General features: G+C 41.2%; 27 protein-coding genes, 1 tRNA gene and 1 pseudogene. 16 read left to right on the forward strand and 13 right to left on the reverse strand.

Features of this window, described 5'->3' with window-relative positions; genetic code table 11:
- Positions 1-87: 87 nt before the first annotated feature.
- Positions 88-969 (forward strand): IS982 family transposase, encoded by an 882-nt coding sequence (locus LK453_RS07240; RefSeq protein ID WP_201542131.1) that lies wholly within the window; start codon positions 88-90, stop codon positions 967-969.
- 113 nt (positions 970-1,082) lie between these two features.
- On the forward strand, positions 1,083-3,254 hold the full coding sequence (locus LK453_RS07245) for a cytochrome c biogenesis protein CcdA (RefSeq protein ID WP_201542129.1): 2,172 nt from the start codon (positions 1,083-1,085) through the stop codon (positions 3,252-3,254).
- A 450-nt stretch (positions 3,255-3,704) separates the two neighbouring features.
- Here LK453_RS07245 and LK453_RS07250 read toward each other — a convergent pair.
- A pseudogene (locus tag LK453_RS07250) lies at positions 3,705-3,794 on the reverse strand (IS1 family transposase); the annotation flags it as partial.
- A 72-nt stretch (positions 3,795-3,866) separates the two neighbouring features.
- On the opposite strand from LK453_RS07250, the gene LK453_RS07255 reads away from it, so the two are divergent.
- Both LK453_RS07255 and LK453_RS07260 read left to right on the forward strand, forming a co-directional pair.
- Entirely contained in the window at positions 3,867-4,700 is an 834-nt protein-coding gene (locus tag LK453_RS07255) for a cation transporter (protein WP_058023794.1), read from the forward strand.
- Between the two features lie 99 nt (positions 4,701-4,799).
- On the forward strand, positions 4,800-4,943 hold the full coding sequence (locus LK453_RS07260; RefSeq protein WP_178377961.1) for a hypothetical protein: 144 nt from the start codon (positions 4,800-4,802) through the stop codon (positions 4,941-4,943).
- Positions 4,944-5,170: 227 nt separating this feature from the next.
- On the opposite strand, the gene LK453_RS07265 is transcribed toward LK453_RS07260, so the two are convergent.
- Positions 5,171-5,614, reverse strand: coding sequence for a PaaI family thioesterase (locus tag LK453_RS07265; protein WP_201542365.1), 444 nt, complete (start codon positions 5,612-5,614; stop codon positions 5,171-5,173).
- Positions 5,615-6,140: 526 nt separating this feature from the next.
- Here LK453_RS07265 and tnpA point away from each other — a divergent pair.
- The 4 genes from tnpA to LK453_RS07285 all read left to right on the forward strand — a co-directional run bounded on the left by tnpA (position 6,141) and on the right by LK453_RS07285 (position 9,634).
- Positions 6,141-6,536, forward strand: a complete 396-nt coding sequence (gene tnpA, locus LK453_RS07270) for an IS66-like element accessory protein TnpA (protein WP_227945149.1) — start codon at positions 6,141-6,143, stop codon at positions 6,534-6,536.
- Complete coding sequence (tnpB, locus tag LK453_RS07275; RefSeq protein WP_227945161.1) at positions 6,533-6,877, forward strand: IS66 family insertion sequence element accessory protein TnpB; 345 nt, start codon at positions 6,533-6,535, stop codon at positions 6,875-6,877. Before tnpA ends, tnpB (LK453_RS07275) begins: the two co-directional genes overlap by 4 nt.
- Positions 6,878-6,919: 42 nt before the next feature.
- Positions 6,920-8,677 carry an IS66 family transposase gene (tnpC, locus tag LK453_RS07280; RefSeq protein WP_227945148.1) on the forward strand — a complete coding sequence of 586 codons (1,758 nt, stop codon included), beginning with the start codon at positions 6,920-6,922 and terminating at the stop codon, positions 8,675-8,677.
- Between the two features lie 147 nt (positions 8,678-8,824).
- Positions 8,825-9,634: a UvrD-helicase domain-containing protein gene (locus LK453_RS07285; RefSeq protein WP_201542244.1), complete on the forward strand. Its 810-nt coding sequence runs from the start codon at positions 8,825-8,827 to the stop codon at positions 9,632-9,634.
- Here LK453_RS07285 and LK453_RS07290 read toward each other — a convergent pair.
- The 4 genes from LK453_RS07290 to exaC all read right to left on the reverse strand — a co-directional run bounded on the left by LK453_RS07290 (position 9,622) and on the right by exaC (position 14,033).
- Positions 9,622-10,787 (reverse strand): IS3 family transposase gene (locus tag LK453_RS07290; RefSeq protein WP_192993974.1). Its coding sequence is split into 2 segments (ribosomal slippage): positions 9,622-10,529 and positions 10,529-10,787, totalling 1,167 coding nucleotides; the frame shifts between segments, so codons are not numbered across the junction. The two genes, LK453_RS07285 and LK453_RS07290, sit on opposite strands and share 13 nt — an antisense overlap.
- Before the next feature lie 62 nt (positions 10,788-10,849).
- Positions 10,850-11,167, reverse strand: a complete 318-nt coding sequence (locus LK453_RS07295) for a DUF779 domain-containing protein (protein WP_201542246.1) — start codon at positions 11,165-11,167, stop codon at positions 10,850-10,852.
- 172 nt (positions 11,168-11,339) lie between these two features.
- Positions 11,340-12,368 (reverse strand): alcohol dehydrogenase AdhP, encoded by a 1,029-nt coding sequence (gene adhP / locus LK453_RS07300; RefSeq protein WP_201538515.1) that lies wholly within the window; start codon positions 12,366-12,368, stop codon positions 11,340-11,342.
- Positions 12,369-12,506: 138 nt separating this feature from the next.
- On the reverse strand, positions 12,507-14,033 hold the full coding sequence (exaC, locus tag LK453_RS07305; RefSeq protein WP_068408106.1) for an acetaldehyde dehydrogenase ExaC: 1,527 nt from the start codon (positions 14,031-14,033) through the stop codon (positions 12,507-12,509).
- Between the two features lie 121 nt (positions 14,034-14,154).
- Here exaC and LK453_RS07310 point away from each other — a divergent pair, with 121 nt between their 5' ends.
- The 3 genes from LK453_RS07310 to tnpB (LK453_RS07320) all read left to right on the forward strand — a co-directional run bounded on the left by LK453_RS07310 (position 14,155) and on the right by tnpB (LK453_RS07320) (position 16,529).
- Complete coding sequence (locus tag LK453_RS07310) at positions 14,155-15,609, forward strand: phospholipase D-like domain-containing protein (protein ID WP_201538517.1); 1,455 nt, start codon at positions 14,155-14,157, stop codon at positions 15,607-15,609.
- Between the two features lie 249 nt (positions 15,610-15,858).
- Positions 15,859-16,257, forward strand: coding sequence for a transposase (locus LK453_RS07315; protein ID WP_227945140.1), 399 nt, complete (start codon positions 15,859-15,861; stop codon positions 16,255-16,257).
- A complete protein-coding gene (tnpB, locus tag LK453_RS07320) occupies positions 16,254-16,529 on the forward strand; it encodes an IS66 family insertion sequence element accessory protein TnpB (RefSeq protein ID WP_201537898.1) in 276 nt (91 codons plus the stop codon). The genes LK453_RS07315 and tnpB (LK453_RS07320) overlap by 4 nt, the downstream gene beginning before the upstream one ends.
- A 201-nt stretch (positions 16,530-16,730) precedes the next feature.
- On the opposite strand, the gene LK453_RS07325 is transcribed toward tnpB (LK453_RS07320), so the two are convergent.
- A complete protein-coding gene (locus LK453_RS07325) occupies positions 16,731-17,879 on the reverse strand; it encodes a tyrosine-type recombinase/integrase (protein ID WP_227953985.1) in 1,149 nt (382 codons plus the stop codon).
- A gap of 28 nt (positions 17,880-17,907) precedes the next feature.
- On the opposite strand from LK453_RS07325, the gene LK453_RS07330 reads away from it, so the two are divergent.
- Positions 17,908-18,219 (forward strand): IS630 transposase-related protein, encoded by a 312-nt coding sequence (locus LK453_RS07330; protein ID WP_201538173.1) that lies wholly within the window; start codon positions 17,908-17,910, stop codon positions 18,217-18,219.
- Positions 18,182-18,745 (forward strand): IS630 family transposase, encoded by a 564-nt coding sequence (locus LK453_RS07335; protein WP_007396008.1) that lies wholly within the window; start codon positions 18,182-18,184, stop codon positions 18,743-18,745. The genes LK453_RS07330 and LK453_RS07335 overlap by 38 nt, the downstream gene beginning before the upstream one ends.
- A gap of 9 nt (positions 18,746-18,754) precedes the next feature.
- Here LK453_RS07335 and LK453_RS14315 read toward each other — a convergent pair whose 3' ends face one another.
- The 4 genes from LK453_RS14315 to LK453_RS07350 all read right to left on the reverse strand — a co-directional run bounded on the left by LK453_RS14315 (position 18,755) and on the right by LK453_RS07350 (position 20,834).
- Positions 18,755-18,889 carry a hypothetical protein gene (locus LK453_RS14315; protein ID WP_265088895.1) on the reverse strand — a complete coding sequence of 45 codons (135 nt, stop codon included), beginning with the start codon at positions 18,887-18,889 and terminating at the stop codon, positions 18,755-18,757.
- A gap of 175 nt (positions 18,890-19,064) precedes the next feature.
- Positions 19,065-19,151, reverse strand: a tRNA-Leu gene (locus tag LK453_RS07340).
- 169 nt (positions 19,152-19,320) lie between these two features.
- Positions 19,321-20,094, reverse strand: a complete 774-nt coding sequence (locus LK453_RS07345; RefSeq protein WP_201541644.1) for a ferredoxin--NADP reductase — start codon at positions 20,092-20,094, stop codon at positions 19,321-19,323.
- A 305-nt stretch (positions 20,095-20,399) separates the two neighbouring features.
- Positions 20,400-20,834 (reverse strand): DUF805 domain-containing protein, encoded by a 435-nt coding sequence (locus tag LK453_RS07350; protein ID WP_007395580.1) that lies wholly within the window; start codon positions 20,832-20,834, stop codon positions 20,400-20,402.
- 468 nt (positions 20,835-21,302) lie between these two features.
- Here LK453_RS07350 and tsaA point away from each other — a divergent pair, with 468 nt between their 5' ends.
- From tsaA to LK453_RS07365, 3 genes are all read left to right on the forward strand, one after another.
- Entirely contained in the window at positions 21,303-22,226 is a 924-nt protein-coding gene (gene tsaA, locus LK453_RS07355) for a tRNA (N6-threonylcarbamoyladenosine(37)-N6)-methyltransferase TrmO (protein WP_007395579.1), read from the forward strand.
- A gap of 321 nt (positions 22,227-22,547) precedes the next feature.
- Positions 22,548-23,336, forward strand: a complete 789-nt coding sequence (locus tag LK453_RS07360) for a TatD family hydrolase (RefSeq protein WP_007395578.1) — start codon at positions 22,548-22,550, stop codon at positions 23,334-23,336.
- Positions 23,337-23,459: 123 nt separating this feature from the next.
- Complete coding sequence (locus LK453_RS07365; protein ID WP_007395577.1) at positions 23,460-24,146, forward strand: TetR/AcrR family transcriptional regulator; 687 nt, start codon at positions 23,460-23,462, stop codon at positions 24,144-24,146.
- Between the two features lie 210 nt (positions 24,147-24,356).
- On the opposite strand, the gene LK453_RS07370 is transcribed toward LK453_RS07365, so the two are convergent.
- Complete coding sequence (locus tag LK453_RS07370) at positions 24,357-25,070, reverse strand: TetR family transcriptional regulator (protein ID WP_201537900.1); 714 nt, start codon at positions 25,068-25,070, stop codon at positions 24,357-24,359.
- A gap of 189 nt (positions 25,071-25,259) precedes the next feature.
- The gene (locus tag LK453_RS07375) at positions 25,260-26,675 is read right to left on the reverse strand and encodes a deoxyguanosinetriphosphate triphosphohydrolase (RefSeq protein WP_044298508.1); all 1,416 of its coding nucleotides are present in this window, start codon (positions 26,673-26,675) and stop codon (positions 25,260-25,262) included.
- Positions 26,676-26,837 lie beyond the last annotated feature (162 nt).

The following is a 26,837-nucleotide window of genomic DNA, read 5'->3' on the forward strand; positions in this document are numbered from 1 at the left end:
TAAGGGCTCAAAAAAAAGATAAAAAAAGAAGTCCGAAGTTGCTAAAGTAAGTTTACCAAGACCACTTAAGCAAAAAGGACTTCTTACATGGACAACCTAACCGAACTATACTGCCATATTGACGACTTTTATCAGCAATTCAAACCTGAGTTTGACGCTCATTTAATCGCAACGGGACACCAAAGGTTAAGAGCATGCAAGATAAGTGTATCAGAGATTATGACCATCTTGATACTGTTTCATCAATTACGTTATCGACAGTTTAAGGCGTTTTACTACCATCACATGCTTGGCATGATGAAACGGGCGTTTCCAAATCTGCCGAGCTACTCGCGATTTATAGAGCTTGTGCCGCGCAGTATCATACCACTGTGCAGCTACTTGCAAAGCATGATGGGCGACTGTACAGGTATCAGCTATATTGATTCAACCAAGATAGCAGTTTGTCATAACAAACGTATCTACCGTCATAAAGTCTTTGAAGGACTTGCAACCCGAGGCAAAAGCCGCATGGGCTGGTTCTATGGCTTTAAGCTGCACGCCATTATCAATCATAAGGGCGAGCTTGTATCTGTTAAAGTCACTGCGGGTAATACGGATGACAGAGTGCCTGTTAAGGATATGGCAACACCTGTGTTTGGCAAGGTGTTTGGGGATAGAGGCTATATCAGTAAAGCCCTAAACGAGTGGCTCACAAAACATAGTGATACCACGCTGATCACTAAACTTCGGCGTAATATGAAACCGCAAGTACTCAAGCCGATAGATGAGGCGCTACTCAATCATCGCTCTTTGGTTGAGACGGTGTTTGGGGAGCTGAAAAACTTGTGTCAGATTGAGCATTCACGCCATCGTAGTGTCACGGGTTTTATTACAAACTTGCTGTCAGGTTTGATTGCTTATCGCTGGTTTCCCTATAAACCCACCATCAAAAACATGCCTCAGCAGGGACAGGTAGCCACATTGTAAATAGTATCAATGAGTTACAATGTGGCTTATCCCGAACTGGGGTTGTAAATAGACAAGTCCATACAGACAGTGAATTGGTCAATTCGAATATTGGAAATAATAGGTAGCCCTTCATGTCCCTTAAGAGCGCAGAAAAGTCTCCGTCATTAACGCAAAATAAACCGTCAAAAAAATCTTATCTGTTGGCGTTCGCTTTCAGCGCGGGTTCATTATTGACAGGGCTAGCAGCGACTGGGCTGACGGCCGTGCCAGTGGCATCGCAAGCGGCAGGATTGGGCGATTTATTTAGCAGTGATAAAAGCGCGACCCAACCGAAATTTTTGCCTGTTGATGAAGCGTTTCAGGTCAGTAGCAGTAGTAAACCTGTCAATAATGGCACGCGCTTAGCCATTAACTTTGACATTACGCCTGAGCACTATGTTTATAAAGACCAAATTAAGCTAACGTTGCCTGCTGGCGTGAGCGCTGCACCTTTTACCTTTAGCCAAAAGCCAGTCTCCATTGATGACCCAACCTTTGGGCAAGTATTGGTATTTGACCAAGCCAATATGGTTGCTACTACCATTTTGAGTAGTAGTAATGGCAAGGCGATAAATAATGCCGCCGTGACAATAGGTTGGCAAGGCTGTGCCAAAGCAGGTCTATGCTATCCACCGGAGAAAATAAAAACCACAGTCAATATCGCTGCTGCTTCACAATCGGCAGCCAATAGTTCAAGTAGTACTGCTACAGTTTCTGCGAGCAATAACAGCAATGTAGAAACTGCGCAAGCCTCTACAGATGGGACAGTTACCAATAGTCTTGCTACAGAGCAAACTACGCCAGATGACGAGGTGATTGATTATGAATTGTTAGATGACGAAGCGTTAGATGCAGAGCTTGGTGCAATCAATACCATCTCTGGAGCCGATGAAGAAGTGGTAGGCGATAATGTCACAAGTGAAGCAGCGAACAATGACGCTGTCATAAATAATGCTGCTGCAACAAACAATACCGTTGTCGTTGATAACGCCATTAATAGTGACCCTTTTGGCTTAGCTTCGCATCCGTGGTTGGCATTGGTGTTATTGTTCTTGGCAGGGTTGGTCTTGGCATTGACGCCATGCGTGTTACCGATGCTACCGATTGTTGCCAATATCGTCGCGCGTGAAGACAATCCAACGGTAAAACGCGGTGTTATTTTAACGACCAGCTACGCTATTGGTGTTGCCATCGCTTATGGTATTTTAGGCGCGGTCATTGCGGTGTTTGGTGAGTCGTTAGGCATTATCGGTTGGCTACAAAATCCGATTATACTAATTGCCTTTGCCATCGTTTTTGTCTTATTAGCACTTTATATGTTGGGCGTATTTAGCATTCGTCTGCCGAGATTTATCAGTAGCAAAATGCAAGGTCTAAGCCAAGCAGGCGATAGCAAACTTGGTAGTACGGGTGGCAGTTTAATTGCGGGATTCTTATCGGCGCTCGTGGTATCGCCTTGTGTTTCGGCGCCCTTATTTGGGGCGCTGCTTGCCGTATCAACGATTGGAAGTCCGCTCCTTGGCTTTGCCGCTTTATTTATGCTCGGTTTTGGTTTATCGGCGCCGCTTATCTTAATTGGCGCGACCCAAGGTAAAATCATGCCAAAAGCAGGCGAGTGGATGAATTGGGTCAAGCAGGGCTTTGCTTTGTTGCTTTTTGCCGTGGCATTGTTATTAATTGAACGCGTCTTTATCTCGCCTGTGATGCTGATAGTGTGGGCGCTGTGGTTTATGGTCGTGGCGATGTGGGCGTGGAGCTGGCTAGGCAAAGGTCGGATGCTGACCCAAGCGCTAGGCTTAATCGCTGGTATTTGGGCGACGTGTTTAATCGTCGGCGCCGCATTGGGCAATGACGACAGCTTGCATCCGCTCGCGTCATTGAGCGCTGCGCCGGTGATGCAGACGACTGCTGGTCAACCAGCCATGAGTAATGCAACCGATAAAACTGTTACTACGCTTGCTGAGTTAGATGCCATTGTCGCCGCCAATCCTAAAGTGCTGGTCGATATCACCGCCGAATGGTGTATTGAATGCCGGATTATGGATAAAAACTTATTTCATAATCGTCCTGCGCAAATGCAAGATTGGCAATTGGTCAGACTTGATATCACGGAGACTACGGCTGATTCAAAAGCAATCTTAGCGCGTTATAAATTGTTTGGTCCGCCAGCATTGCTGTATTATCAAGACGGTCAATTGGTCAATCAACAAGTGGGTGAAATCGGGCGCGCAGAGTTTGAGCAAAACTTAACTGCGTTAAACTAATCGTTTAAATGTAGATAAATTCCACGTCATTTCTACAAACGTTTTTTTCTGCTTATCAAACAGGAGATATTGTTGTCAGGTTGGTCAGCTATATTCTATAAATGTTACACGAAATTACATTATAAAATAGGTATTTTTTATCATTTTATAAGCTTAAAAAGAGCTTTTATCAGATTTTTATTAGTGATGACGTGCTTTACAGCCTATGCTAAAGTCCGATTTGTGTTTTGGCTAACAGTTTGACTTCCAATAAATTTATAAGGTTTTAGCGAAATCGTTGATAATGCCGGCCGCCTATGGAATAAGGGTTTGCAGCATAATTATTAGTCACCACAATGTGTATATTCTTGAGTTGTTGAGATTTAATTGACTGCTCTGTTATGGACAACAGACCATTTTGAATTAACCGTAGGTATTAGATTTATGAAACAGGCCTTATTGATTTTGTCAGTACTGGGTATGGGCATGGCTTTTGAAACCATTTTTCTTTATATTGTCACTTAGACAGGCTGGGTATTTGATGTATAGTGTCATTTGCATTTCACTATTTATCAATTTCTCAGCCTGTTTTTTTTCTACTTTTTGAACCACCACCCGGATATAAATGTAGCTATGAATAAAACAACTTTTAAAATATCGAAGATGGACTGCCCTTCGGAGGAAAACCTAATCCGAATGAAATTAGAGGGCCACTCGAATATTGAACATCTTGAGTTCGACATTCCTAACCGTCAATTAACTGTGTTTCATCATGACAATATAGAAGGGATAGAGACTGCTATTCATGACCTAAAATTAGGAGACACCCTACTCTCGACCGAAACCATTGACCCCTCTGATCCCAACAATAATTTTAAAATTGATGCTGACTCTAGTCACAAAAAAGATGCTGAGCAAAGAAAGCTACTATGGATAGTGCTGGTCATTAACTTTGCTTTCTTTATTATTGAAATGAGCACGGGACTGATTTCTCGTTCGATGGGGTTGGTCGCCGACAGCTTAGATATGTTAGCAGATAGCTTCGTGTACGGAATTAGCTTATTTGCGGTCGGTGGAACGGTCATTAAGAAAAAACGGATTGCTAGAATTGCCGGATATTTTCAAATTACGCTAGCGATTCTTGGTTTTTTAGAAGTACTAAGACGTTTCTTTGGCAATGAGCAGTTACCTGACTTTTCTACCATGATAGTCATATCGATTCTTGCGCTAATTGCAAACTTGATTTGCCTCTATTTACTACAAAAATCGAAAAGCAAAGAAGAAGAAGCCCATATGCAAGCCAGTATGATTTTCACTTCAAACGATGTGATTATCAATTTAGGGGTAATTGTTGCAGGGATTTTGGTTAATTGGTTACACTCTAGTACGCCTGATTTGATTATTGGTAGCATCGTATTTGCTTTAGTTATTCAGGGCGCCTTTAGAATATTGAAGTTGAGTAAGTAGCCAAGCCTAATAACTGAAGCAAATAGCTCAAGTAAGTAGCTTAATTAAACCGCTAAGTGTAAAGTAACTGGGTTTGAAGCAAATAAACATCATAAGGATATGAGACCTCAAGCAATGATTGAACAAACTTTAAATCTAGTCACCACCAAAGACCATCAGCAAGTTGCCGTTTGGCGAATAATAGATGATGAAGTCTTTGATAAGAATCTGGGAGACCTTCCTAAATTTTGTGTAAGTATTTAATCTAAACGTCAGTTACACAGAATCTGGGATGGTCTCTTCAAGTCCTCACTAGCGCACCGATCATAGATAGAATATCTATGGTAAGTACATCATGAAGTACACTGTGGCTATCTCAGCAAGTTGAAACCTTAATACCATTAGCTCACAGCCAAAGATTCAAGTCCTCGCTAGGGAGCAAAATCAGTGAGAACGCCTGATCTATTTCACTAGGATTTGAGCAAAGGGCCTTAAGTTGATATCTTTTGCAGATTTTCAGACTTGTTCTTGGTTGGTGGTACTGAGTAGGTTCCCACAACATGGGCAACTAATTCGTCAGATCCATCTGAGTATAAAGAAACCTCGCCTACGACTAGACTCCTTCCCACTTTTAGCAGTTTGCACTCAGCAATAATACGTGATTTTGCAGTGGGCTTACGTAAAAAGTTGATAGTTAAACTTGTGGTGACTGCTAACGGTACTATGCCAATTCTACCTAAGATAGCTACATAAAGAGCCACATCAGCAATTCCCATCATTACAGGCCCCGATATAGTACCTCCAGGTCTCAAATCATCTAAACCAATATCATGGGATAAAATTGACCCACTGCTATTTACTGCCTCAATCCTGTACTTTGCTTGAGGGAACTCAGACTTCATGAACTCAGCTATCTCTTCCTTGGTTGCTGACATAAGGCTTCCTTTAATCTAACTGTTATTGGCACCTCTATTCTATCCTAACTTTCCACCTTATTACGATAAAAAATTATAGAGCCATTTTAGGTCAGAGCACTAGTTTTAAAGTGCTTGACGGTTTTATGAGAGGTATAGTTGTAAATACCCCATTCTTAACACAGCAGATGGGACGCGATCTAGAAATTACGACACAGTTAACCTTGTTAGACTTCAGCTATCCTTTGGCCATACTGACATTATGTCTGTATGACCTTGAGTTATTCATTTTCTGCTAAATACTCTTTTAGATTATCATTCTAAGGATTACCTACTTTATTCTCCCTCTAAATTTCAATTTAATGAATAAATAGTATCCTTATGATTTTATTCTATTTGCATTATTTCAGACGGTCTGCTTATACTATTTAATAATATTTAAAATGACTGAAAACTCCATTTAATTGTAAGCATCCGACCATCCCATCTTTTTTTCTATTAAAAAATGCGAGATAGTGTCCACGAACAAATAATCGTGGACACTAACATGACAACACAACCCCCTAATAAACCCAAACGAAGAACTTACAGCGCTGAGTTTAAAGCGCTTTTAGTAAAAGAAGCGACAGACTCAGGTCGATCAATTGCCAGCATTGCCCGAGAGCATGGCATTAACCAAAACCTTCTACATAACTGGAAACGCCAGTATCAGCGGGCACATGCTCAAGCTGACACATTACCTGGTGCTATAAACAGGTCTCATGATCCAAACCCGCACTTTATCCCAATCCATCTTGAGCCTGAAGGTGCGCATCTACGCTCAGCATCCGTCATAAAGAACATCAAACTGCAAATCACAGCTCGAGCATCTGGGACGATAAACCTCAACATTAGCCAAATAGACACTCAAAGCTTGATTGACCTACTACGAGGGCTGCAATGATACCCATCACTCACATCTGGCTATCCACCACGCCTATGGACATGCGATGTGGTAGTGGCAAACTAATGGCCTACATCCTCACCGAGCACCAAAGCATTCGCCCTCACTGTGCCTACCTGTTTTACAACAAAGCAGGCACACGCCTAAAAGTATTCATTCATGATGGGCTTGGCGTATGGCTTTGTAGCCGTCAGCTCGATGACAATAAATTTCATGGCTTAACCAAGCCGCTCACCACCACTCAGACTGGTATCAGCATCAACCGTGAACAATTTAACGCCTTAATCAGTGGACTGCCTTGGCGTAACATGGGCAAAGATAAATTAACCCCCATCCTATAAATAGCAGATGACAGGCAAATAAAACTCTGGCAACATATCGCCATGACTGTTGCTAACTTATCCGACTTATCAAAAGACCCCATTTACGCCGAGCTTCTGGTGAAAATCCACCTGCTTGAACAGCGTAATGAGCACCTGCAGCAACAGCTTGTTCAAACGAACACAAGTCACGATCAACTACAGCAGCTTTTTAACCAAGTGGTTGAGGAAAACCACAAGCTATATGAACAAGTGCTTGAACTCATCGAAAAACAAAAGCAGCTTATTCACCGGCTCTATGGACAAAAAAGCGAAGGCATCACTGCCAGACAAACCCACTTAAACTATGAGGCCGCGCAAGAGGACTTAGCGCAGCTTGAACAAATCCGAGATGACTACCTTAGCGGCTTAAGCCAAGATGAGCTTGCCAAGCTGCCTGCGATTGATCGTACTGAGGCAGAAACCCTCATTAATGAGGGTGAGCTTAAAGCCGGCAAAGAGAACACAGATGAGCTGCCAGCTTCAGCCACTGATCAGCCTAGAAAAACAAAGCGTGCCAAATACACAGTGATTCCTGACAACCTTGAGGTGAAAACCTGGGTTCATGAACCACTTACCACCGTCTGTGACTGCGGCTGTCAAATGAAGCGAATTGGGGAGGATAAACAAGACAAACTTGGCATTATCCCTAAGCAGTTTTATATTGAGCGTCACATCTACCCTAAATGGGTATGCCGTGAGTGTGACATCATTCATCAAGCGGCTACCCCCAAGCAGATTATTAACAAAAGCATCGCCACCCCAGAGCTGCTTGCACACATCCTTATTAGCAAATATGCAGACCATCAGCCGTTATATCGGCAGAATATTATCTATCAGCGAAGTGGGGTAAATATCCCCGATGCTACTATGGCAGACTGGGTAGGACGCTGCGGCGTTGCCCTTGAGCCTTTAGTCAGTCGCTTGCATGAACTATTACTGTCTGAGCCTATCTTACATGCCGATGAAACCCCGGTATCTATCATGAAGAACCATGTAAAGGTAGGTGGTAAATCATTAAAAAAAGGCTATGTCTGGGCGTATCTTACGCCACAGCACAGCTCCTTAAAAGCGGTGGTCTATGACTTTGCTGAAAGCCGTCGTAATGAGCATCCTAAAGCCTTTTTAGATAAGTGGCGCGGTAAGCTGGTTTGCGATGATTACAGCGGGTATAAGTTCTTATTTCATCAAGGTGTGACAGAAATCGGTTGTCTGGCCCATGCACGGCGTAAGTTTCATGAACTGCATATCACTGGCCAAAGTATCGTGAGCATTGAGGCATTAACGTTATTTAGGCAGTTGTATGCTGTTGAACGTGAGATTGACGAGCGATTTGAAAAAAATACACCCCCAATGCCAAGAGATCCCCAAATAGTTCGGCAAATCAGGCAAGAAAAAGCCAAACCGATTGCCGATAAGCTGCACCAATGGTTACAAGAAAAAAGGCAGTTAACCACTAAAAATGCCAGTATTAGTAAGGCGATGGATTATTGCCTGAAACGTTGGCAGGCGCTGACTCAGTATCTAGATGATGGCAGGCTGCCGATTGATAATAATTGGGCGGAGAATCAGATGCGTCCGTGGGCACTTGGGCGTAAAAACTGGTTGTTTGCCGGTTCGCTGCGAAGTGGGCAGCGGGCTGCGAATATTATGTCAATCATTCAGTCAGCTCGCTTAAATGGTTTGGATGTGTCTGCTTATTTGACAGACGTGCTAAGACGCCTGCCTACTCAAGAGGGTCTGGATGAGTTGTTACCTCATCGCTGGGTGCCACCGCAATAGGGGGTTGGTCGGATGCTTACATTTAATTAATAAGTTAATTAGAGAAACTACAAATATCACAAAGCCAAAATGCACACAAGACAAAAAGCTTAACTTTATAAAAGTTATAGATAACTTATAAAATCTAAAAATTAAAGTAGATTTGATATGAGCCTTGCTAATGAATTCCAGAAAACAGCTATAGAGACAGTTAACGGACCAGTTCTAATTATTGCCGGGCCAGGTTCGGGTAAGACTTTTACCTTAGTAGAGAGGGTAGTTAATCTAATCCAGAATTATAACGTTCAAGTGGATTCAATTTTAATAGTTACGTTTACTGAAAAAGCTGCTAGAGAACTTCGAACTAGGATTTCAAATAGGCTGATTGAGCTAGATATAGCTGTCAACTTAAATGAAATGTATTTAGGTACTTTTCATTCAATATGCTTGCGTTTACTCGAAGAGTATCAGCATTATACAAGGCTTAAGCGCAACTTTACTCTATATGATCAGTTCGATCAGCAGTTCATGTTATATAAAAATTTAAAATCTTTTGCAGAGATTGAAGGGTTTAATGCTTTAATTAAAGAAAATCAATCCAATTGGAATAAAGCAAGTCAGCTACTTTCGTTGATCAACAAAGTTACTGAAGAAGGTCTGTCTGATCAAAAGCTTCAATCAGCAGATGATGAGGAAATTATTGTATTAGGTCATTGCTTAGAAAAATATCATCTGATGCTCGAAGAAGCTAATGCTTTAGATTTCTCTACAATACAATATGAAACTTTTAAGTTGTTGACTGACAATCCTCAGATTCTAGATGAGTTGCATCAAAAATTACGATATTTAATGGTAGATGAATATCAGGATACAAATACTATTCAAGAGAAAATTCTTAAACTACTGATGGGTTGCTCACTGACCCATGCTGTCAAATCCGTAGAACCAAACTTGGGAGATTTTAATTACGCAGCCTGACGATAGTAGTCAAACCACACCTGTCTTGGCGCTCGATAGCCCAAGCCCTTTTGAATCCTAGTCTGATTATAATACAGCTCAATATACCCAATGATATCGCTAGTGGCTGCAAACCTCGTTTTATAATCTTGATGATATACTAGTTCATTCTTCAAGACGCCCCAGAAGCTTTCTATAGGTGCGTTGTCATAGCAATTACCTTTGCCGCTCATTGAGCCTGTAAACTTATGCTGCTCGATAATCTTATGGTACGCATGGCTACAATATTGGCTACCTCTATCTGAATGAACAATCAGTCCTTGAGTAGGTCGTTTGTTCTTGATTGCCATATTGAGTGCACGGCATACTAAATCAGCGGTCATGCGCTTATTGATAGCGTAGCCGACAAGCTCTTTGGTGTATAAATCTTTCACTCCAGCTAAATATAACCAGCCCTCAGCAGTCCAGATATAGGTAATGTCGCTGACCCATGCTTCGTTAGGACGCTTAGCGTCAAACCTCTGATCTAAAACATTGTCATAGACCAGCTTGTTGTGGTTTGAGTCAGTAGTGACTTTAAAGCGCTTATGACGACGGCATTTGATGCCGTGTTCCTCTTTGATGCTTCTTACCATATACAGGCTAATGTTGTGGCCTTGTTTGCTTAGATGAGCATGCAATCGATCTACGCCATAACGTTCTTTCATTTCACTGTGAGCGGCTTTAACTAGTAGCTCGCACTGATTGCGGTGTACCTGCTGTTCGCTGATGTCACGACTTAGCCAATCGTAGTAGCTTGAGGGCTTAACGCTTAATACACGGCACATAGTAGTGGTGCTAAATATCTGACGATTGTCTTTGATAAAAGCGTACTTTACGGGCTGTTTTTCGCGAAGTACGCGGTCGCCTTTTTTAGAATCTCGCGCTCCTCTTCAGCCACTTTGAGCTGACGCTTGAGCTGCTTTATTTCTTGAAGAGCACTCATAAGGTCAGGATCATATTGCTCTGTGCCAACAAGCTTGCCTTGATTGGCTTTGTTATGCCAGTTTGATAGCGTTTGCATAGCAATACCTAACTGCTTTGCAGTAGCTGAGATATTGCCATTATTATCTGCTATCTTCTTGACAGCTTCAGCTTTAAATTCGTTACTGTAGGTTCTTAATTTCTTGGTCATGGTAAACTCCTATAATTGTGCTTAGTTTACCAAGTTTAGTTGTACGGTTTCTTCAGCATAGCTCATATTTCAGAGCGCACAATAAAGCGTTTGCCTTCAGGTATTTCCAGTGAAAAACTCGCACCACGACCATCGACTACATCGATAGTTAAATCAGTATGTTGCCAGAGTTTATACTGGGCTTTACCCATATAAAATGGACAACCAGCAAGCTCACCGACGAGTACGTCTTGACCACCAACTTTGAACTCACCCAGCGGATAACACATCGGTGAGCTGCCATCGCAGCAGCCGCCAGATTGATGGAACATCAGGTCACCGTGTTTGGACTTTAATAGCTCAATTAACGCAACGCAGGCTTCTGTCGCTTCAAGTTTCATAACGTGCTCCTTATTTTTATATTTTACCCAAACTAATCGGTAAAATATAAAAGGTCGTATCATCTTCACTCACATCATTCATAGCATGTGGCTGAAAACGATACGACCTAGCGTTAGTGATTAAGTGATGTTTTGTGACTAAACGTACCAATCACTGAGACAGTTGCAATGTCTACATAGCGTAGTCAATCACGATACGTCCCTCAATCTTGCCATCACGCATACGATCAAGAATATCATTGATATTCTCAAGCGGCTCAGCGGCAACGGTCGCTTTTACTTTACCTTCCGCTGCCATATCTAGCGACTCTTGTAGGTCTAGACGTGTACCAACGATTGAGCCACGAATGGTAATACCATTTAGTACCGTATCAAAGATAGAAACAGGGAAGTCGCCTGTTGGTAGACCATTACAGACCAAAGTACCACCGCGGCGCAGCACGGTCAGCGCTTGATCAAAGGCCTTAGAGGAGACGGCTGTCACTAGCACACCATGAGCACCGCCGATCTCTTCTTGCAGATACTCACCAGGATCGGTGTTTTTGGCATTGACGGTGACTTTTGCCCCCAGTTTTTTGGCAAAATCGAGCTTTTCATCGTCAATATCGACGGCAGCAACGTTCAGTCCCATGGCAATGGCGTACTGTACCGCCATGTGACCAAGTCCACCGATACCTGAAATGACGACCCAATCACCTGGTTTGGTGTCTGTCATTTTCAGACCTTTATATACCGTCACACCCGCACATAGAACTGGTGCAATCTCAACAGAGTCAACGCTCTCAGGAATAATGCCAACATAGTCAGCATCTGCCAATACGTATTCTGCAAAGCTACCATTCACTGAATAACCAGAGTTCTCTTGACTTAGGCACAGGGTTTCCCAGCCACCTAGACAGTGCGTACAGTGACCACAGGCAGAGTAGAGCCAAGGCACACCGACACGGTCGCCTTCTTTAACATGCTTAACACCTTCACCCACAGCAGTGATCAGGCCGACACCTTCATGACCAGGGATAAACGGGGGGCTTGGTTTGACTGGCCAATCGCCTTCGACAGCGTGCAGGTCGGTATGACAGACACCTGATGCCTGCATTTTTACTACAATTTGACCAGGACCTGGGGTAGGGATATCAACTTCTTCAATCTGCAGAGGTTGGTTGAACTCATGCAGAACCGCAGCTTTCATTTTATTAGCCATGTTACTTTCTCCTTATTACTAGCAGTCACTAATGCTCGACTTAGTCTTTTAAACTGCCAATTATTTTACATGTAGATGCTTAGTAAGCATCGAGTTTGCACCTTACGCTTCCTTGTAAGGTGCTTTAGCAAATAGTGTTTAAAAGAACCCCATCGCTTTTGGACTATACGATACCAGCATGTTTTTGGTTTGCTGATAATGATCAAGCATCATTAGATGGTTTTCGCGGCCGATACCCGATTGCTTGTAGCCACCAAATGCAGAATGCGAAGGATAGATGTGGTAGCAGTTGGTCCACACGCGACCTGCTTGGATGCCACGTCCGAAGCGATAGGCTTTGTGTACACTGCGTGTCCAGACTCCAGCACCAAGACCATATAAGGTATCATTGGCAATGCTCATGGCCTCTTCGTCGTCTTTAAATTTCGTGACGGCAAGTACTGGTCCAAAGATTTCTTCTTGGAACACGCGCATATCATTGGTGCCTTCAAAGATGGTCGGTTTCACATAATAACCGTCGCCAAGCTCGCCATCGTGTTTGGCTTGCTCGCCGCCAACCAAGACTTTTGCGCCTTCTTTTTTACCGATATCCAGATAAGATAAGATTTTTTCTAACTGGTCTGAGCTGGCTTGTGCACCAATCATGGTGTCAGTGTCTAGTGGATTGCCCATTTTGATGGCTTCAACACGCTCGACACAGCGTTTGATAAATTCATCATAAATACTCTCATGTACCAGCGCACGCGACGGACAGGTACAAACCTCACCTTGGTTTAAGGCAAACATGACCAAACCTTCAACGGCTTTATCCAAGAAATCATCGTCTTCGTCCATGACATCAGCAAAGAAGATATTTGGACTCTTACCACCCAGCTCCAGGGTAACTGGAATGATGTTTTCACTGGCGTACTGCATGATTAGGCGACCAGTAGTCGTCTCACCAGTAAAGGCAACTTTATTGATACGTGGATTGGAGGCAAGCGGCTTACCAGCTTCAACTCCGAAACCGTTGACCACGTTGAGGACACCTTTTGGTAAGATATCAGCAATCCCGATCGTCTCTAGCATAAATAGGATAGAGGCAGGCGTTTGCTCTGCAGGCTTGAGTACTATACAGTTACCAGCAGCAAGCGCAGGGGCTAGCTTCCATACTGCCATGAGGATCGGAAAGTTCCATGGGATAATTTGGCCGACGACACCAAGTGGCTCATGGAAGTGATAAGCAACCGTGTCATCATCAATTTGACTGATGCCGCCTTCTTGTGCACGAATGGCACTGGCAAAATAGCGAAAGTGATCGACAGCTAATGGAATGTCTGCTGCTAGGGTTTCACGTACAGGCTTGCCGTTTTCATACGTTTCGGCAATGGCGATGGCTTCTAAATTGGCTTCCATCTTATCTGCAATTTTGAGCAGTAGATTGGCACGTTCAGCGACACTGGTTTTGCCCCAAGCGTCTTTGGCAGCATGAGCAGCGTCTAAGGCTTTTTCAATATCCGCTTCTTTTGAACGGGCGACTTGGCAGATGACTTTACCGTCAATGGGGCTGGTGTTGTCAAAGTATTCTCCATCGGCTGGTGCGACCCACTCACCATTGATAAAGTTGTCATATTTTTCGCGGAATTGGACGGGGCTGTTTTCTGTATTGGGATAGGCGTGTAGCATTAACGACTCCTTGTTGTATTAATTTATAAAGCAAATAAACGTTCAAGCCTTTGATATATGATCTTTTGAGGTCATATCTATAAAGTCACTTGCACGGTTTTGCTGGATCTTCCTGATCAGGTTGTCAGTCTATCCTACTGAACTTTTATACATAAAGATACCCCACTCTCAACTTATTTTTCTAAGGTATTGGTTTACAATCGAAAAGGTTGCAGGCAATCAAAACGAGAGTATTTCTAAGATAGAAGATTTAAATATTGGTCAACTAACTGATAAAAAGTACTTATTAGTAGAAATGATATACACACCTGAAAATAAATCTAAGATAATTAAAGATAGTTTGTATAGCGATCTAAATAACTCACTGATAAAAATAATTGAGTCTACTCGTCCACCTAGCATAAGTGAAAGTGAGAGCACCCAAGTTGTCATGCCAGAGATAGAAAAAAATGTACCTTCTACAACTAGTATTACCTTGAACCGTAATCAGGTAGATTTTATATATGGAGGTCAAGAGACGGAAATTAAATTTTTAGAGTTAATTAATACTGCTCAAAATTATCTAATTATTCATTCAACTTTTATCGGCTCTTGGTGTATCAAGAGAAAAAATAGTGAAGATGAACAATATTCCGAATATTTTGAGGCTATAAGAGAAGCATTAAAAAGAGAGGTAGCAGTATATATTTTATGGGGAAAAACTAGTCTTGATAGCGATGATGACGACTATGAAAAATCTCATGCGGAAGACAATAAGGTGAAAAATCTTTTAAGTGAATTTAATGATAGTTGTAGACGTGAGGGTATAATGGGCATCGTCGATTACAATCAATTCAGAAGAACAGAATCTCACGCAAAGTTTATCATAGCTGACTCAGCTAAAAGAGGAGCTTGTGTAATGGTCAGTTCGTGCAATTTTCTGTATTCAAGGTTTAATAGATTTGAGGCGTCTGTAGCTATTTACGATGATAAGTTGGTAAGGTCATATTTAAGGATAGCAGCGAATATATCTATGGGTAATAACTATGTAAATAGTTCTACAAAAAAAGAAATTAATAGTTATGCAAATCAGTATAAATGCTTTACAAAAAGAAATTCACCTCAAGAGGTTAGAAATCTTCAAGAAGATAAGTTTACTGTTAGTTTGGTTCTCAAAAACCAACACTACTATTATATTGATGTCGCTTGTAATGAAGCTACTAAGATAATTTATATTACAAGCGATTTTATAAATAGTACGCCTGAAAGACCTATCTACGATGCGTTAAGGAACTCCACCGCTAAGAAATTTCTATTTTATTCGAAAAGATCTGACCATATAAGTCATGAGGAAATAAACGAGACTATGAAAAGTCTGGATGGTCTTAGAGAGCCCATTAAGCTTAGACAGTCACCTCACAAGCCGAAGCACCATGCTAAGGTACTAGCTTGGGATGATAATGACATACTTATAACTAGTTTAAACTGGCTTTCTTCTAATGCATCTGAAAACCAAGATGATAAATACCATGAGATAGGTGTACATATAAATGGCCCCAATGTAGTGGCAGAATTTATAAATAAATTTAAACCTTAAAACCCCCAGTTTAACCAATTCACCTAACAAACCCCAAACCCCAAGTTTGAGCCTGCTACCTAAGAATATTTATAATAGTAAAAAACCGCTTAACTCTTGTTGATACAAGAGTTGAACGGTTTTTTTATAATTTCTATTTTTTTGTAACACTTGTGTATAGTCTAAATAGTAAGCATCCGACCATCCCATCTTTTTTTCTATTAAAAAATGCGAGATAGTGTCCATGAACAAATAATCGTGGACACTAACATGACAACACAATACCCTAACACACCCAAACGCAGAACTTACAGCGCTGAGTTTAAAGCGCTTTTAGTAAAAGAAGCGACAGACTCAGGTCGATCAATTGCCAGTATCGCTCGAGAGCATGGCATTAACCAAAACCTTCTACATAACTGGAAACGCCAGTATCAGCGGGCACATGCTCAAGCTGACACATTACCTGGCGCTATAAGCAGACCAGATGATCCAACAAACCCGCACTTTATTCCAATTCATCTTGAGCCTGAAGGTGCGCATCTAGGCTCAGCCTCCGTCATAAAGAACATCAAACTGCAAACCACAGCTCGAGCATCTGGGACGATAAACCTCAACATTGCCCAAATAGACACTCAAAGCTTGATTGACCTACTACGAGGACTGCAATGATACCCATCACTCACATCTGGCTATCCACCACGCCCATGGACATGCGATGTGGTAGTGGCAAACTACTGGCCCACATCCTCACCGAGCATCAAAGCATTCGCCCTCACTGTGCCTACCTGTTTTACAACAAAGCAGGCACACGCCTAAAAGTATTCATTCATGATGGGCTTGGGGTATGGCTTTGTAGCCGTCAGCTTGATGACAATAAATTTCATGGCTTAACCAAGCCGCTCACCACCACTCAAACTGGCATCAGCATCAAACCCCGATAATAATCAATCCACCTAACAATTTAAAAAACCATTAGAAATAGTTAAGATCTATATCATACAGGGATTTCGGAATTCTGAAGTCATAGAACTAGAGATAATAAAAACCTTGAAGTGTATTCTTCTGAACAGAATAATACTATTAGTTTTACTGGTTTTTATACCTGAGATTTTATGAAAGCATAGTTTATTCAACCATTTAATCTACAGTAATTTTTCAATAACATCCTTCTGACTCAGGTTGATACGTTTGCAGTATAAGGCCTCTATTTCATTTAAAGCATCTCGAAGCTGGCGCTGTGATACTTGAATGTATTGTAATGTCACATCATCGCTAGACTTTGCTTCACGATGGTTTAATAGTCTTTTTAGTACAGGGTAGTTAACGTTTAAACTATTAGCCACTGTGCCAAATGTGCGGCGTAAATCATGAGGTGTAATATACAAGCCAGCCTTTTGAGAGATAGTCTTGTAACTACCGCTTAAGTCTTTGACATGATCATTACTTCTTTTCAAGTCACTTGGGAACACCCATTCTTCACCACTACTAAGTCTTTTACGCTCTTTTAGAATAGCCTGTAGGATGTCACCTGTAGGCATGTGATAATCAGAACCATTTTTTGTGGCCTTAAATACAATACGGCCTGCATCAAGATCAACATCCTCCCATCTTAATGTTTGGGCTTCATTTAAACGAACACCAGTAAACATAAACAGTAATAATATGTCACGGGCATTATTACTATAAGGGGCCTGCTTGAAAGAGCCACCATCTCTATGTTCAATTAGAGTGTGGAAGTATGTACCGAGGTATTCTTCTTCGACATGTCGAGTTCTAGGTTTTATTTTATTCCAGTCTTTTTTTGCATTCAGAATACGTATAGGCTGATCTTTGATGATGTATTCTTCATTTTCATCTAAAAAACTATCCTGACAATAGTTCCAAACTGAGCGAAGAGCCCTCATAGTAGCATTAGCTTGCGCTTTACTACGCTTACTAATTTCCTTATGTTTTCCACTAACCATAGTTTTGGTAATATCGTTTAGGGGCAGCTCGAGCCAATCACTAAGCCGACCAAGTATTTGCTGATCATATGTTTCGATAGTACGACTAGCAAGATTTGGCTTCATAGTTTTAAAGTACTCATACGCCTCTCTTAATGTAGGAACGTCAGCGTTTGAAGCAGGTTGGTTAACTTGACCAGCTTTATAGCCATCATAAACATGTAAACCTTTCTTGATATTAACCATCATGGTACTGGCTTTTTCACGAGCTTCAGTCAAAGTGATTAAATGTGTCTCTTCTACTTCATCTCTATAAAGCTTACCGTTGATCCGCTTATGTATAGTCATAGCCCCATAAATAAGATACACTGATAAGATGGCATATTCAAAAGACTACAGACAAATGATATTAGACAAGCTTGACGAAGGTTACAGTTATCGAGAGCTTGCCGAAGAATATCAAATCAGTACAACGACAATTCAGCGTTGGAAAAAGAACATTGAGCGTAAAGCTTACGTCTATACTGTTTACAAGGTGGATAGCGATAGTCTTAAAGCAGATGTTGAGCTTTATCCAGATGCTTATCAAATAGAACGAGCAAGACGTCTTAACTGTAGCCAAAGAAGCATCAGTCGTGCACTGAAGCGACTTGGTATTACTCAAAAAAAAGACACTGCATCATCCTAAATCAGATGAAGAAAAACGTCAGTTATTCGCTGAGCAGTTAGCCTGGTATGAAAAAGATAACCGTCCTGTCGTTTACTTAGATGAAAGTGGCTTCAAGGCACATGATTACAGACCTTACGGCTATGCCAAAAAAGGTGAGAAGTGCTTTGGCGAGCATAACTGGCAACTAAAAAACCAAACCAATGCTATAGGTGCTATTTACAATAATCAGTTATTCGCAGTAGGTCTTTACGACTGTAGTGTTAATAGTGATGTATTCCATAGCTGGGCTCAGCAACTGTTATTACCACAACTTCCCCTTAATAGTGTGATCGTTATGGATAATGCAACTTTCCATAAGGGCCTTGATATTCAAAAAACCATTGAAGATTCAGGACACACTATTCTATGGTTACCGCCTTATAGTCCTGACTTAAACCCTATTGAGCAAACTTGGGCTTGGGTTAAGAAAAAGCGTCAAGATTGGGGAATAGATTGTATCGATACGTTATTCTTCTATTTTCTTTGGCTGTGTGACTGTTTTTAAGGGCTATGACTATAGAGTGTATTTTTTAGATTGCTTGCCTACTCTTAATGCAAAACCTGTCAATACTTCATCCATATAAATATCGGTACCATTTGTTGCATACTCAACAGAGTCTACAAATCGCTTAGTGAGTTTAACTTTCATAATGGCCTCTTAACAGATCTTCTAATAGAACTATCATACGGTAATAGCCAGGTGAGTTGAAGTATCAAGATAGTATCAAGACTATTTTGTTACAGGTTTTGATACTGTGTGGATGACATAATTTATAGACAAGAAAAAACCCTTATAAGCTATAGCCTATAAGGGTTTTTAGTATTGGTACCGGTGGTCGGACTTGAACCGACACGCTTTTAAAGGCAACGGATTTTGAATCCGTCGTGTCTACCAATTCCACCACACCGGCATGTAGGGTTAGCTTAATCTTCTTTAATCACCAACAATATACAATAAAGGCAATTAATAAGATAGGTAGTCAAGCTAGGTGGCGTATTATAACAAACTCTCAAATATCGTCAAGAAATTTTATTATTTATTTACGCCAATAATTAATTTATATTTCTCTGAGCAGTTAATTAACCTACGAAAGCACGCTCAACCACATAATCAGCAGGCACGCCCATACGTGGAGAAACGGTCAAACCAGCGGCATCCAAAATCTCAGAGATATCAGCGTTAAAAGGCATACTACCGCAAATCATCACACGGTCATCTTCTTTATTGATAGGTGGCAAACCGATGTCTTCATATAATTTGCCTGACTTCATAAGGTCAGTAATGCGGCCGGTATTGCGGAAGTCCTCACGAGTAACCGTCGGATAGTAGATAAACTTTTCGCGGTACCACTCACCAAATAATTCATCATTAGGTAGCGTTTCTTCAAACATTTCGCGGTAAGCCAAATCTTCAACTTTACGTACGCCATGGCAAAGAATGATTTTATCAAACTTCTCATATACTTCAGGGTCACGAGATAAAGATAAGAAAGGCGCTAGACCGGTACCTGTTGATAGCATATAAAGATTTTTGCCCGGTAATAGGTCATCAAGGACCAATGTGCCCGTCGGTTTTTTACTAATAATAAGCTCATCGCCTACTTTAATATGCTGTAAACGTGAGGTTAGAGGGCCGTCTTGCACTTTGATAGAAAAGAATTCCAAATGCTCTTCGTAGTTTGGACTAGCGATAGAGTAAGCACGCATTAAAGGCTTACCATCCACTATAATACCAATCATAGCAAATTCACCATTACGGAAGCGTAAACCGGCATCGCGTGTGGTCTTAATAGTAAATAAAGAGTCATTCCAGTGGTGTACATAAGTCACTGTTTCAGTGTGAAATTTTGACATAAAGGCCCCAATTAATAATGATGGCAAAGCGAGTTATAAATCGTGTTTATAAAGATTGGTTTTGGACTTATATTCAATAAGGCAGCTATAAATCCTAGTATAGTATTTGATCAATAGGATTGAAAATCACCTATTATATAAAGTATCCGTCGGTTTAGTAAGGTATCACTTACCTAAGGGATAATTTAAAAGATGCATATGATAACAAATTATTGCTTATCATAACGGCAATAAGGGCAAAATGGCACAAAAGCATCATTATAAAATGGAATAACAGCTGTTAAAAAAAATATAAGCGAGACGATTTAGTGCACTCTTTTAGCCGGTACGCCCCATTGATTAGTTTCAGGGGAAGTCTCTTGGCAGTTCCAGAATAGTAAGATTAAGCTACCTATCAATGGAATAGCAGAGATAAGATACCACCAACCCGATTTTCCAATATCATGTAGGCGTCTAATCGTTACTGCAAGGGAAGGAAAAAATAAGATAAAACCTGCTAAACCACTGAGCGTATCTGGAGTATCGAGTATACCATCGAGTGTGAAACCAATTAAAATGATAATTGATGCTACTAAGATGTAGTACCAGTACTCTTTTCGGCGCGCACGGCCTTTATAATTAAACGTATTTTTAATTACTTTTTTAAACCAATCAAAAGCAGTATAGTTTTCTTCTACCTGCCACAGCACCTCATTGCTACGGTTAAGTGTGGGGTCGTTGGGACTAAAAGACTGGGTCATTGGCTTCTCCTTAAGAGTTTTAATTGAGTATTGATTCGACAGTATAAGTAGAGTTTGAAGCTAAGTAGGGCGTAAGTAGTTCACAATTTTGATAAGTTAATTATTGTCTTGTCATAGTGTTAAAATAAAATAGTCTAACGCTAAAATAGCCATTGACTAATTTTTCAGTGAAAATCATTATAAAATAGTCGCTAGGGTAGAAGTGTTATAAGCCTGTGTCTGTGCTTTGAGTTTGGTAACCTGTATCGTCGCCAATCATCGATATTTCTAAGCACTGATGTTTGCAATAACTGGAAAATTCCTCTTCAACACTGTCCATCGTATAATCCGATGCTTAACGTATCAAAATGTTCAATCGTCTCTAAATGACTGTTTAAGCAATCTTCTAAAAATATAAATAACTCACCAAGCAACTCTTTTAACAGCTTTTTAAAGAATTCTCTAAATAAATACGGTGTATCACGCTTAATGAATCAACCCAGTTTATCTGTGCCTGTTATTGGCTATCATCGATCCGCTTTATCGCAAAAATTTGGTATTCCGCGTCAGCCTAATTTGGTTGAATTACCTAGCGTGATTGAGATGCTTGCTCCCTATAATACGGCGGATGCTTTCGAAGGTATCGAAGCGTTTAGTCATCTTTGGATTACTTGGCATACCCATCATAATTACCTAAGTAAAACTCAACAGTCGGACAATCACGATAATCCTCAAACGGCACAATCGTTAGAGGAGGTTGCAGTATTTAAGCCCAAAGTACGCCCCCCAAGACTGGGCGGTAATACCAAGCTTGGGGTATTTGCCACACGCAGCACTTATCGTCCGTCACAATTGGGATTGTCAGTGGTAAAGTTGATTAAAGTCGAGTGGGCAGAAACGTCTATTAGACTGCATATCTCTGGGGCGGATATGGTAGATGGGACGCCTATTATCGATATTAAGCCCTATATTGCTTATAGCGATGCTATCCCTGAGGCGGTCAGCGGCTTTGCACCTGATAAGCCACTGCTTAAGTCTGTTGAAATAAGTGATACGGCCCATCAACAATTAGACCGTGTATTGGCTCAATCACAACTGGAATCGTCACAACATCAGCCCATAAAAGGACAGCCAGCTACGTTATTAACCCCTGAGGATGTCGATATCATTTATCAATTGATTGCTCAAGACCCGAGACCTGCTTATCGCCAACAACAGTCTGATCGGGTTTTTTATATGCGTTATAAAAATTACGATATCGGCTTTCAGACCCAAAATAGCCCTGATCAAGCAAGCGGTCATAACCCTGACAAGCAGAGTAGTGATACGGACGCTATATTGCCCTCAATGATGCAACAACAGCAGCAGCAACAACAGAAGTTAGTAATCGTATCAATAACCGCCGTTAATTAATGTTTTAGGAACTTGTTGTTATTAAAACTGAGTGAGCTTGATTAAAACTGACTAATCTTGCTAGGCATTAGTAGGCCATAATACTTATGTGTCTTAATAAAACATTGTCAGTCCTTACCGAGGCTAACTTGAATTTAGTTCACTAATAACGATAATAGTCACAGTTCATCTAACAAGTCTTTTGCTATTATTTGGTAGGCACTGTTTAGTAAGCCTTGTTTAGATAATTATTTAAATATGAGACGTAAAGAGTCATAATTTTTTAAATCCAACAATAAATTCAATTCGCTAAAAATTCAATTCGATAAAAAAAGAGTCATTATGTATACAGACAGTCATTGTCACCTAAACCGTTTAGATTTAACCGCTCATGACGGTAAGCTTGATGGCGTTATTGACGCCATGAAACAGGCCAACGTAAGCCGAGCCATGGCCATCATGTGCGACTTTGCAGAATATGATGAGATTTATGATATTATCACCAAATTTGGCGATGAAACGCTGAATCTTGGCATGAGTGTTGGGATTCACCCTTGTGAAGATTTGCAAGTTCTAAAGTCTGCCACAGTTGAACGTCTAGTAGAAATGGCGGCAGCGGATCATGTTTGGGCCATTGGAGAGACTGGTTTAGATTACTACTGGAGCGATGAAAACAAACAGGAGCAACAAGCCAGTCTAGCGCGTCATATCCATGCCAGCCAACAGTTGAAAAAACCTCTCGTGGTGCATACCCGTGAGGCCAAGCACGATACGATAGATATTTTAAAGGCTGAAAAAGCAGAGCATGGTATTATTCACTGTTTCACTGAAGATTGGGAGACGGCGAAGCAGGCGTTGGATTTGGGTTTTTATATCTCATTTTCAGGGATTGTCAGCTTTAAAAATGCACAAAGCTTACGCGATGCTGCCCTAAAAGTTCCTAGAGATCGTTTGCTTATTGAAACAGACAGTCCTTATTTGGCCCCCGTACCTAAGCGCGGCAAGTCAAACGAACCGGCTTATGTGCCTTATGTAGCAACCTGCCTTGGAGATCTATTTGGGATAAGTAGTGAAGAGGTAGGAAGGCTTACCACAAAAAATTTCGAGGATTTACTGGCACAAGCTCAATAAAATGAGTATGCTATATAGGGCATGACTAATCAGTCATTAACTTCTTGAGTTTTGGAGTCGTTAATAAGTCTCTATTAAAAGTAGATATTATTCATCAAAGATTATACAAGGTTGGGCGTTTGCATGAGTAGGCAGCAACAATTTAAAAACCGTGAAGAAAAAATATTAGCCACCGCTGAGCAACTCTTACTTGAAGCAGGAAGTGGAGACATAACTTTAGACAGTTTAGCCGATCAACTGGACTTGGCTAAAGGTACTTTGTATAAGCACTTTTCTAGCAAAGATGAATTATATTTGCGGATTATCATCCGTTATGAAGAGCAGTTATTCAATATCAATAAAATTGATGACAGTGTCTCAGCTGGCGTGTCACGTATGATTCTTCAGCAGTTAATGAGTCCACAAAAAGCGCTTTTATTCAATCAAATTGAAGAACGCTTGGCTGCTTCTGCCCAAGGCTTAAATAGAATGTTTGGTGAGTTATACGAAATCAGACGAGCCCGTATGAAGCGTTTAATTGACTTGACCAGCGGATATTTACAAAGTCAAAATAGTGGATTAAGTACCCGTGATTACTTATCTACCATTTGGGCCATTGGGCAAGGCGGTGCCAGCTTATTGAACTCGAGCTTTTATCAGCGCTATTTAGGTCGGCGTGATACGCTAAGAGTGGCACTGGTTCAGCAGATGCTCGATTTACCAAAACAGTATCCTAGTCTGGATGAAGAAGACGATGATATGGTGGATCTTGTAAATCAGATTGATTCTGAGAGTGAGGCGCACATTCAATCACAAGACACTTCTTCTTAACTCAATGGCTAAGGGGGTTTATTAGTAGATTTGAGTTTATCAGTAGACTAGAGTAAAAAAGACCTCTTCAATCAATTGATTAAAGAGGTCTTTTTTGTTTGTCTTAAAATGCTATCTGGCTTAAACGTGACTGTAAATTGGTCATGACAATAGTTGGTTATGCTAATAGTTAGTTATGACAATGATTGGTCACGACAATGTCAGTTACAATTACTCATCTGCCAGCAGCGTCTGTTCATTGGAACGCCAATTTTCTGCGCCATAAAATAGCATTTGTGCTTGACGGGTACATTGTCTGAGCATTTGCTGTTTCTTCTGTTCTGGACACTCGATGTCACCTTCTTCATCATGAGCCTCAGAGTAGGTCAAATCTAACCAATCAATAATCCATGTCAAAAATAGGTTCAATCCTGCTTCTGCTAATAGGCGTCTGTCCTCTGAGTTGATATGCTGAAAAGCCGGCTGGATGCCTAAGTCTTTTCCCATTATCTTGGCAAACAACTTGATTTGAGCATCAATGGCGTTACGAACTGATTCAGAGCCACCAAAACGTTCACTTACTAAGAACTGCCAATAGCGGGGGTGCTCATCAATAGAAGCAAAAAACAATTGGATACTTTTAGCGATTTGACGATCGTAACTGCGTTTACGACCCATTTGTAAACCACTGCGTAGCGTAGACAGCGCTTCTCCCAACTCTTCTTCGACCAAACAACGGCCTAAAGATTCCATATCATCAAAATGGCGATAGAAAGCCGTCGGTACCACGCCCACTTCACGGGTAACTTGACGTAAGCTGATCGAAGCAAAGGATTGCCCCATCATACATAGGTCAAGGACCGCATTAAAAAAGGCTTGACGGGTTTGCATCTTTTTTTGTTCGCGGCTATTTAAATTGAGGTTACTGTTGCTAGTGCCGGTCATGATAAACAATCTCAGTCGATAATAAACATTAATGTAGGTCACAAGGTGCTTGCAACCTGCATAGCTTACTGATGTCAGTTATAAGGTTGATGTCACTATAAAAAGCAATGTATTGCGATTTAATCATACCTCGTTTTTATTTGAAAAACGAGTTAAACACCGTGACAACCTTGTCGTGTAATTTCAAGCTTACCATACTTTATCACCAATACCATTTAAATCCTGTGCCAGTCGGTAAGCCTCATGGTCGTTCATACCCGTTAAATAATCCAAGATATTTAACGCATTTTCGTAAACATCTCGGCCCAGTTGACGATACAAAGTATGTAAATGCTGATTCAATAATTGAAGCAAATGCTTTTGTTCAAAATGAGGGCGTTGCTCAGTAATCGGCAATAAAGCTAAGGGCATAAAAGCGTCTAATAAAGTTTGCAAACAGCGGTTGGCCATTAACTCCATGCGCACTTTACTAGGATGAGAGAATATTTGGTTAGACGCTAGGTTTTTGGCTCTATTTATCCCTTCACTGACACTGGGCTCACAGTGGTCAAATAAACTACCTTCCATTTCACCGGCCAACATTTCATCAGCATGGATAACAAAGGCTTCAGTCACCTTATCTACCAAGCGCATCATGGCACGACCCCGCAAAGCCGCTAACTTTTGGACAATGGGGGCATTGTTGGTAACCTCTGGCGGCGCCCCACGCGACCCAATTAATCCCATCATTAATGGCTCAACCTCTTGATAGCTGATCATGCCTAAATGTATCCCATCTTCCAAGTCAATCAGTGCATAGCAGATGTCGTCTGCCGCTTCTAACAGATACGCCAAAGGATGGCGAGCATAGCCTTGTTGATTGGGGGCGTAAGGCAGTCGTAATTGCCCAGCAAGCTTATCCAGTAGATTGGCGTCATTATTAAAGCAGCCATACTTTTTGATATCCAAGGCACGAATAGGAGCAGAGCTGTTACTTAAATTGGTAGTATCGCATTCAGTCTGATTACTGTGTTTGGCAAGCCAAGGGTATTTCATAAACGCGCCTAAAGTAGCACAGGTTAAGCGCATACCGCCGCGATCAGGGTGATGCTCATTACGAGTAAGCAATCTAAATCCTTGTGCATTACCCTCATAGCCTTGTAAGTCTAGACGTTGAGCAGGCGTCAAATGGCTCAAAAATGGCTGTTGACCCGGCTGATTGAACCAGTCTCTAATGGCGTACTCACCCGCATGACCAAAAGGAGGGTTGCCAATATCATGGGCAAGACAAGCGGCTTGAACAATAACGCCGACATCACCGACACTGACACCTCTTGGCAAACCCTCAGCTAGGGTATTTTGTAGTTTTTCAGCTGCCATCATACCTAAGGAGCGGCCAATACAAGACACTTCCAATGAGTGTGTAAGCCGCGTATGAATGCCCATTTGATTGGTCAAAGGGTGGACTTGAGTTTTCTGGTTAAGCTGCCGAAAAGACTGAGAGAAAATAAGTCGATCATAATCTTTGTGAAAGGGTGTCCTAGATTTTTCTTGCGATAGGTCTTTCCTAATACTACCAAGACGGCGATCGGTGAATAAATAGGACCAACGCTTATAGGCCGACATTTCTTTTAAGCTTGAGTTATTCAAGTGGTTGTTTAAATTAAGATTAGACTGAGCCATAAATCACCAAATCAACAAAGAGGGGCAAGTAGCGATTAGCATAACAGAAAAAGCCGATAAGTTAACTTATCGGCTTTTCCAGAAGGAATGTTTTACAAGCGAAGC

This window comes from Psychrobacter sanguinis (assembly GCF_020736705.1).
Lineage (GTDB): Bacteria > Pseudomonadota > Gammaproteobacteria > Pseudomonadales > Moraxellaceae > Psychrobacter > Psychrobacter sanguinis.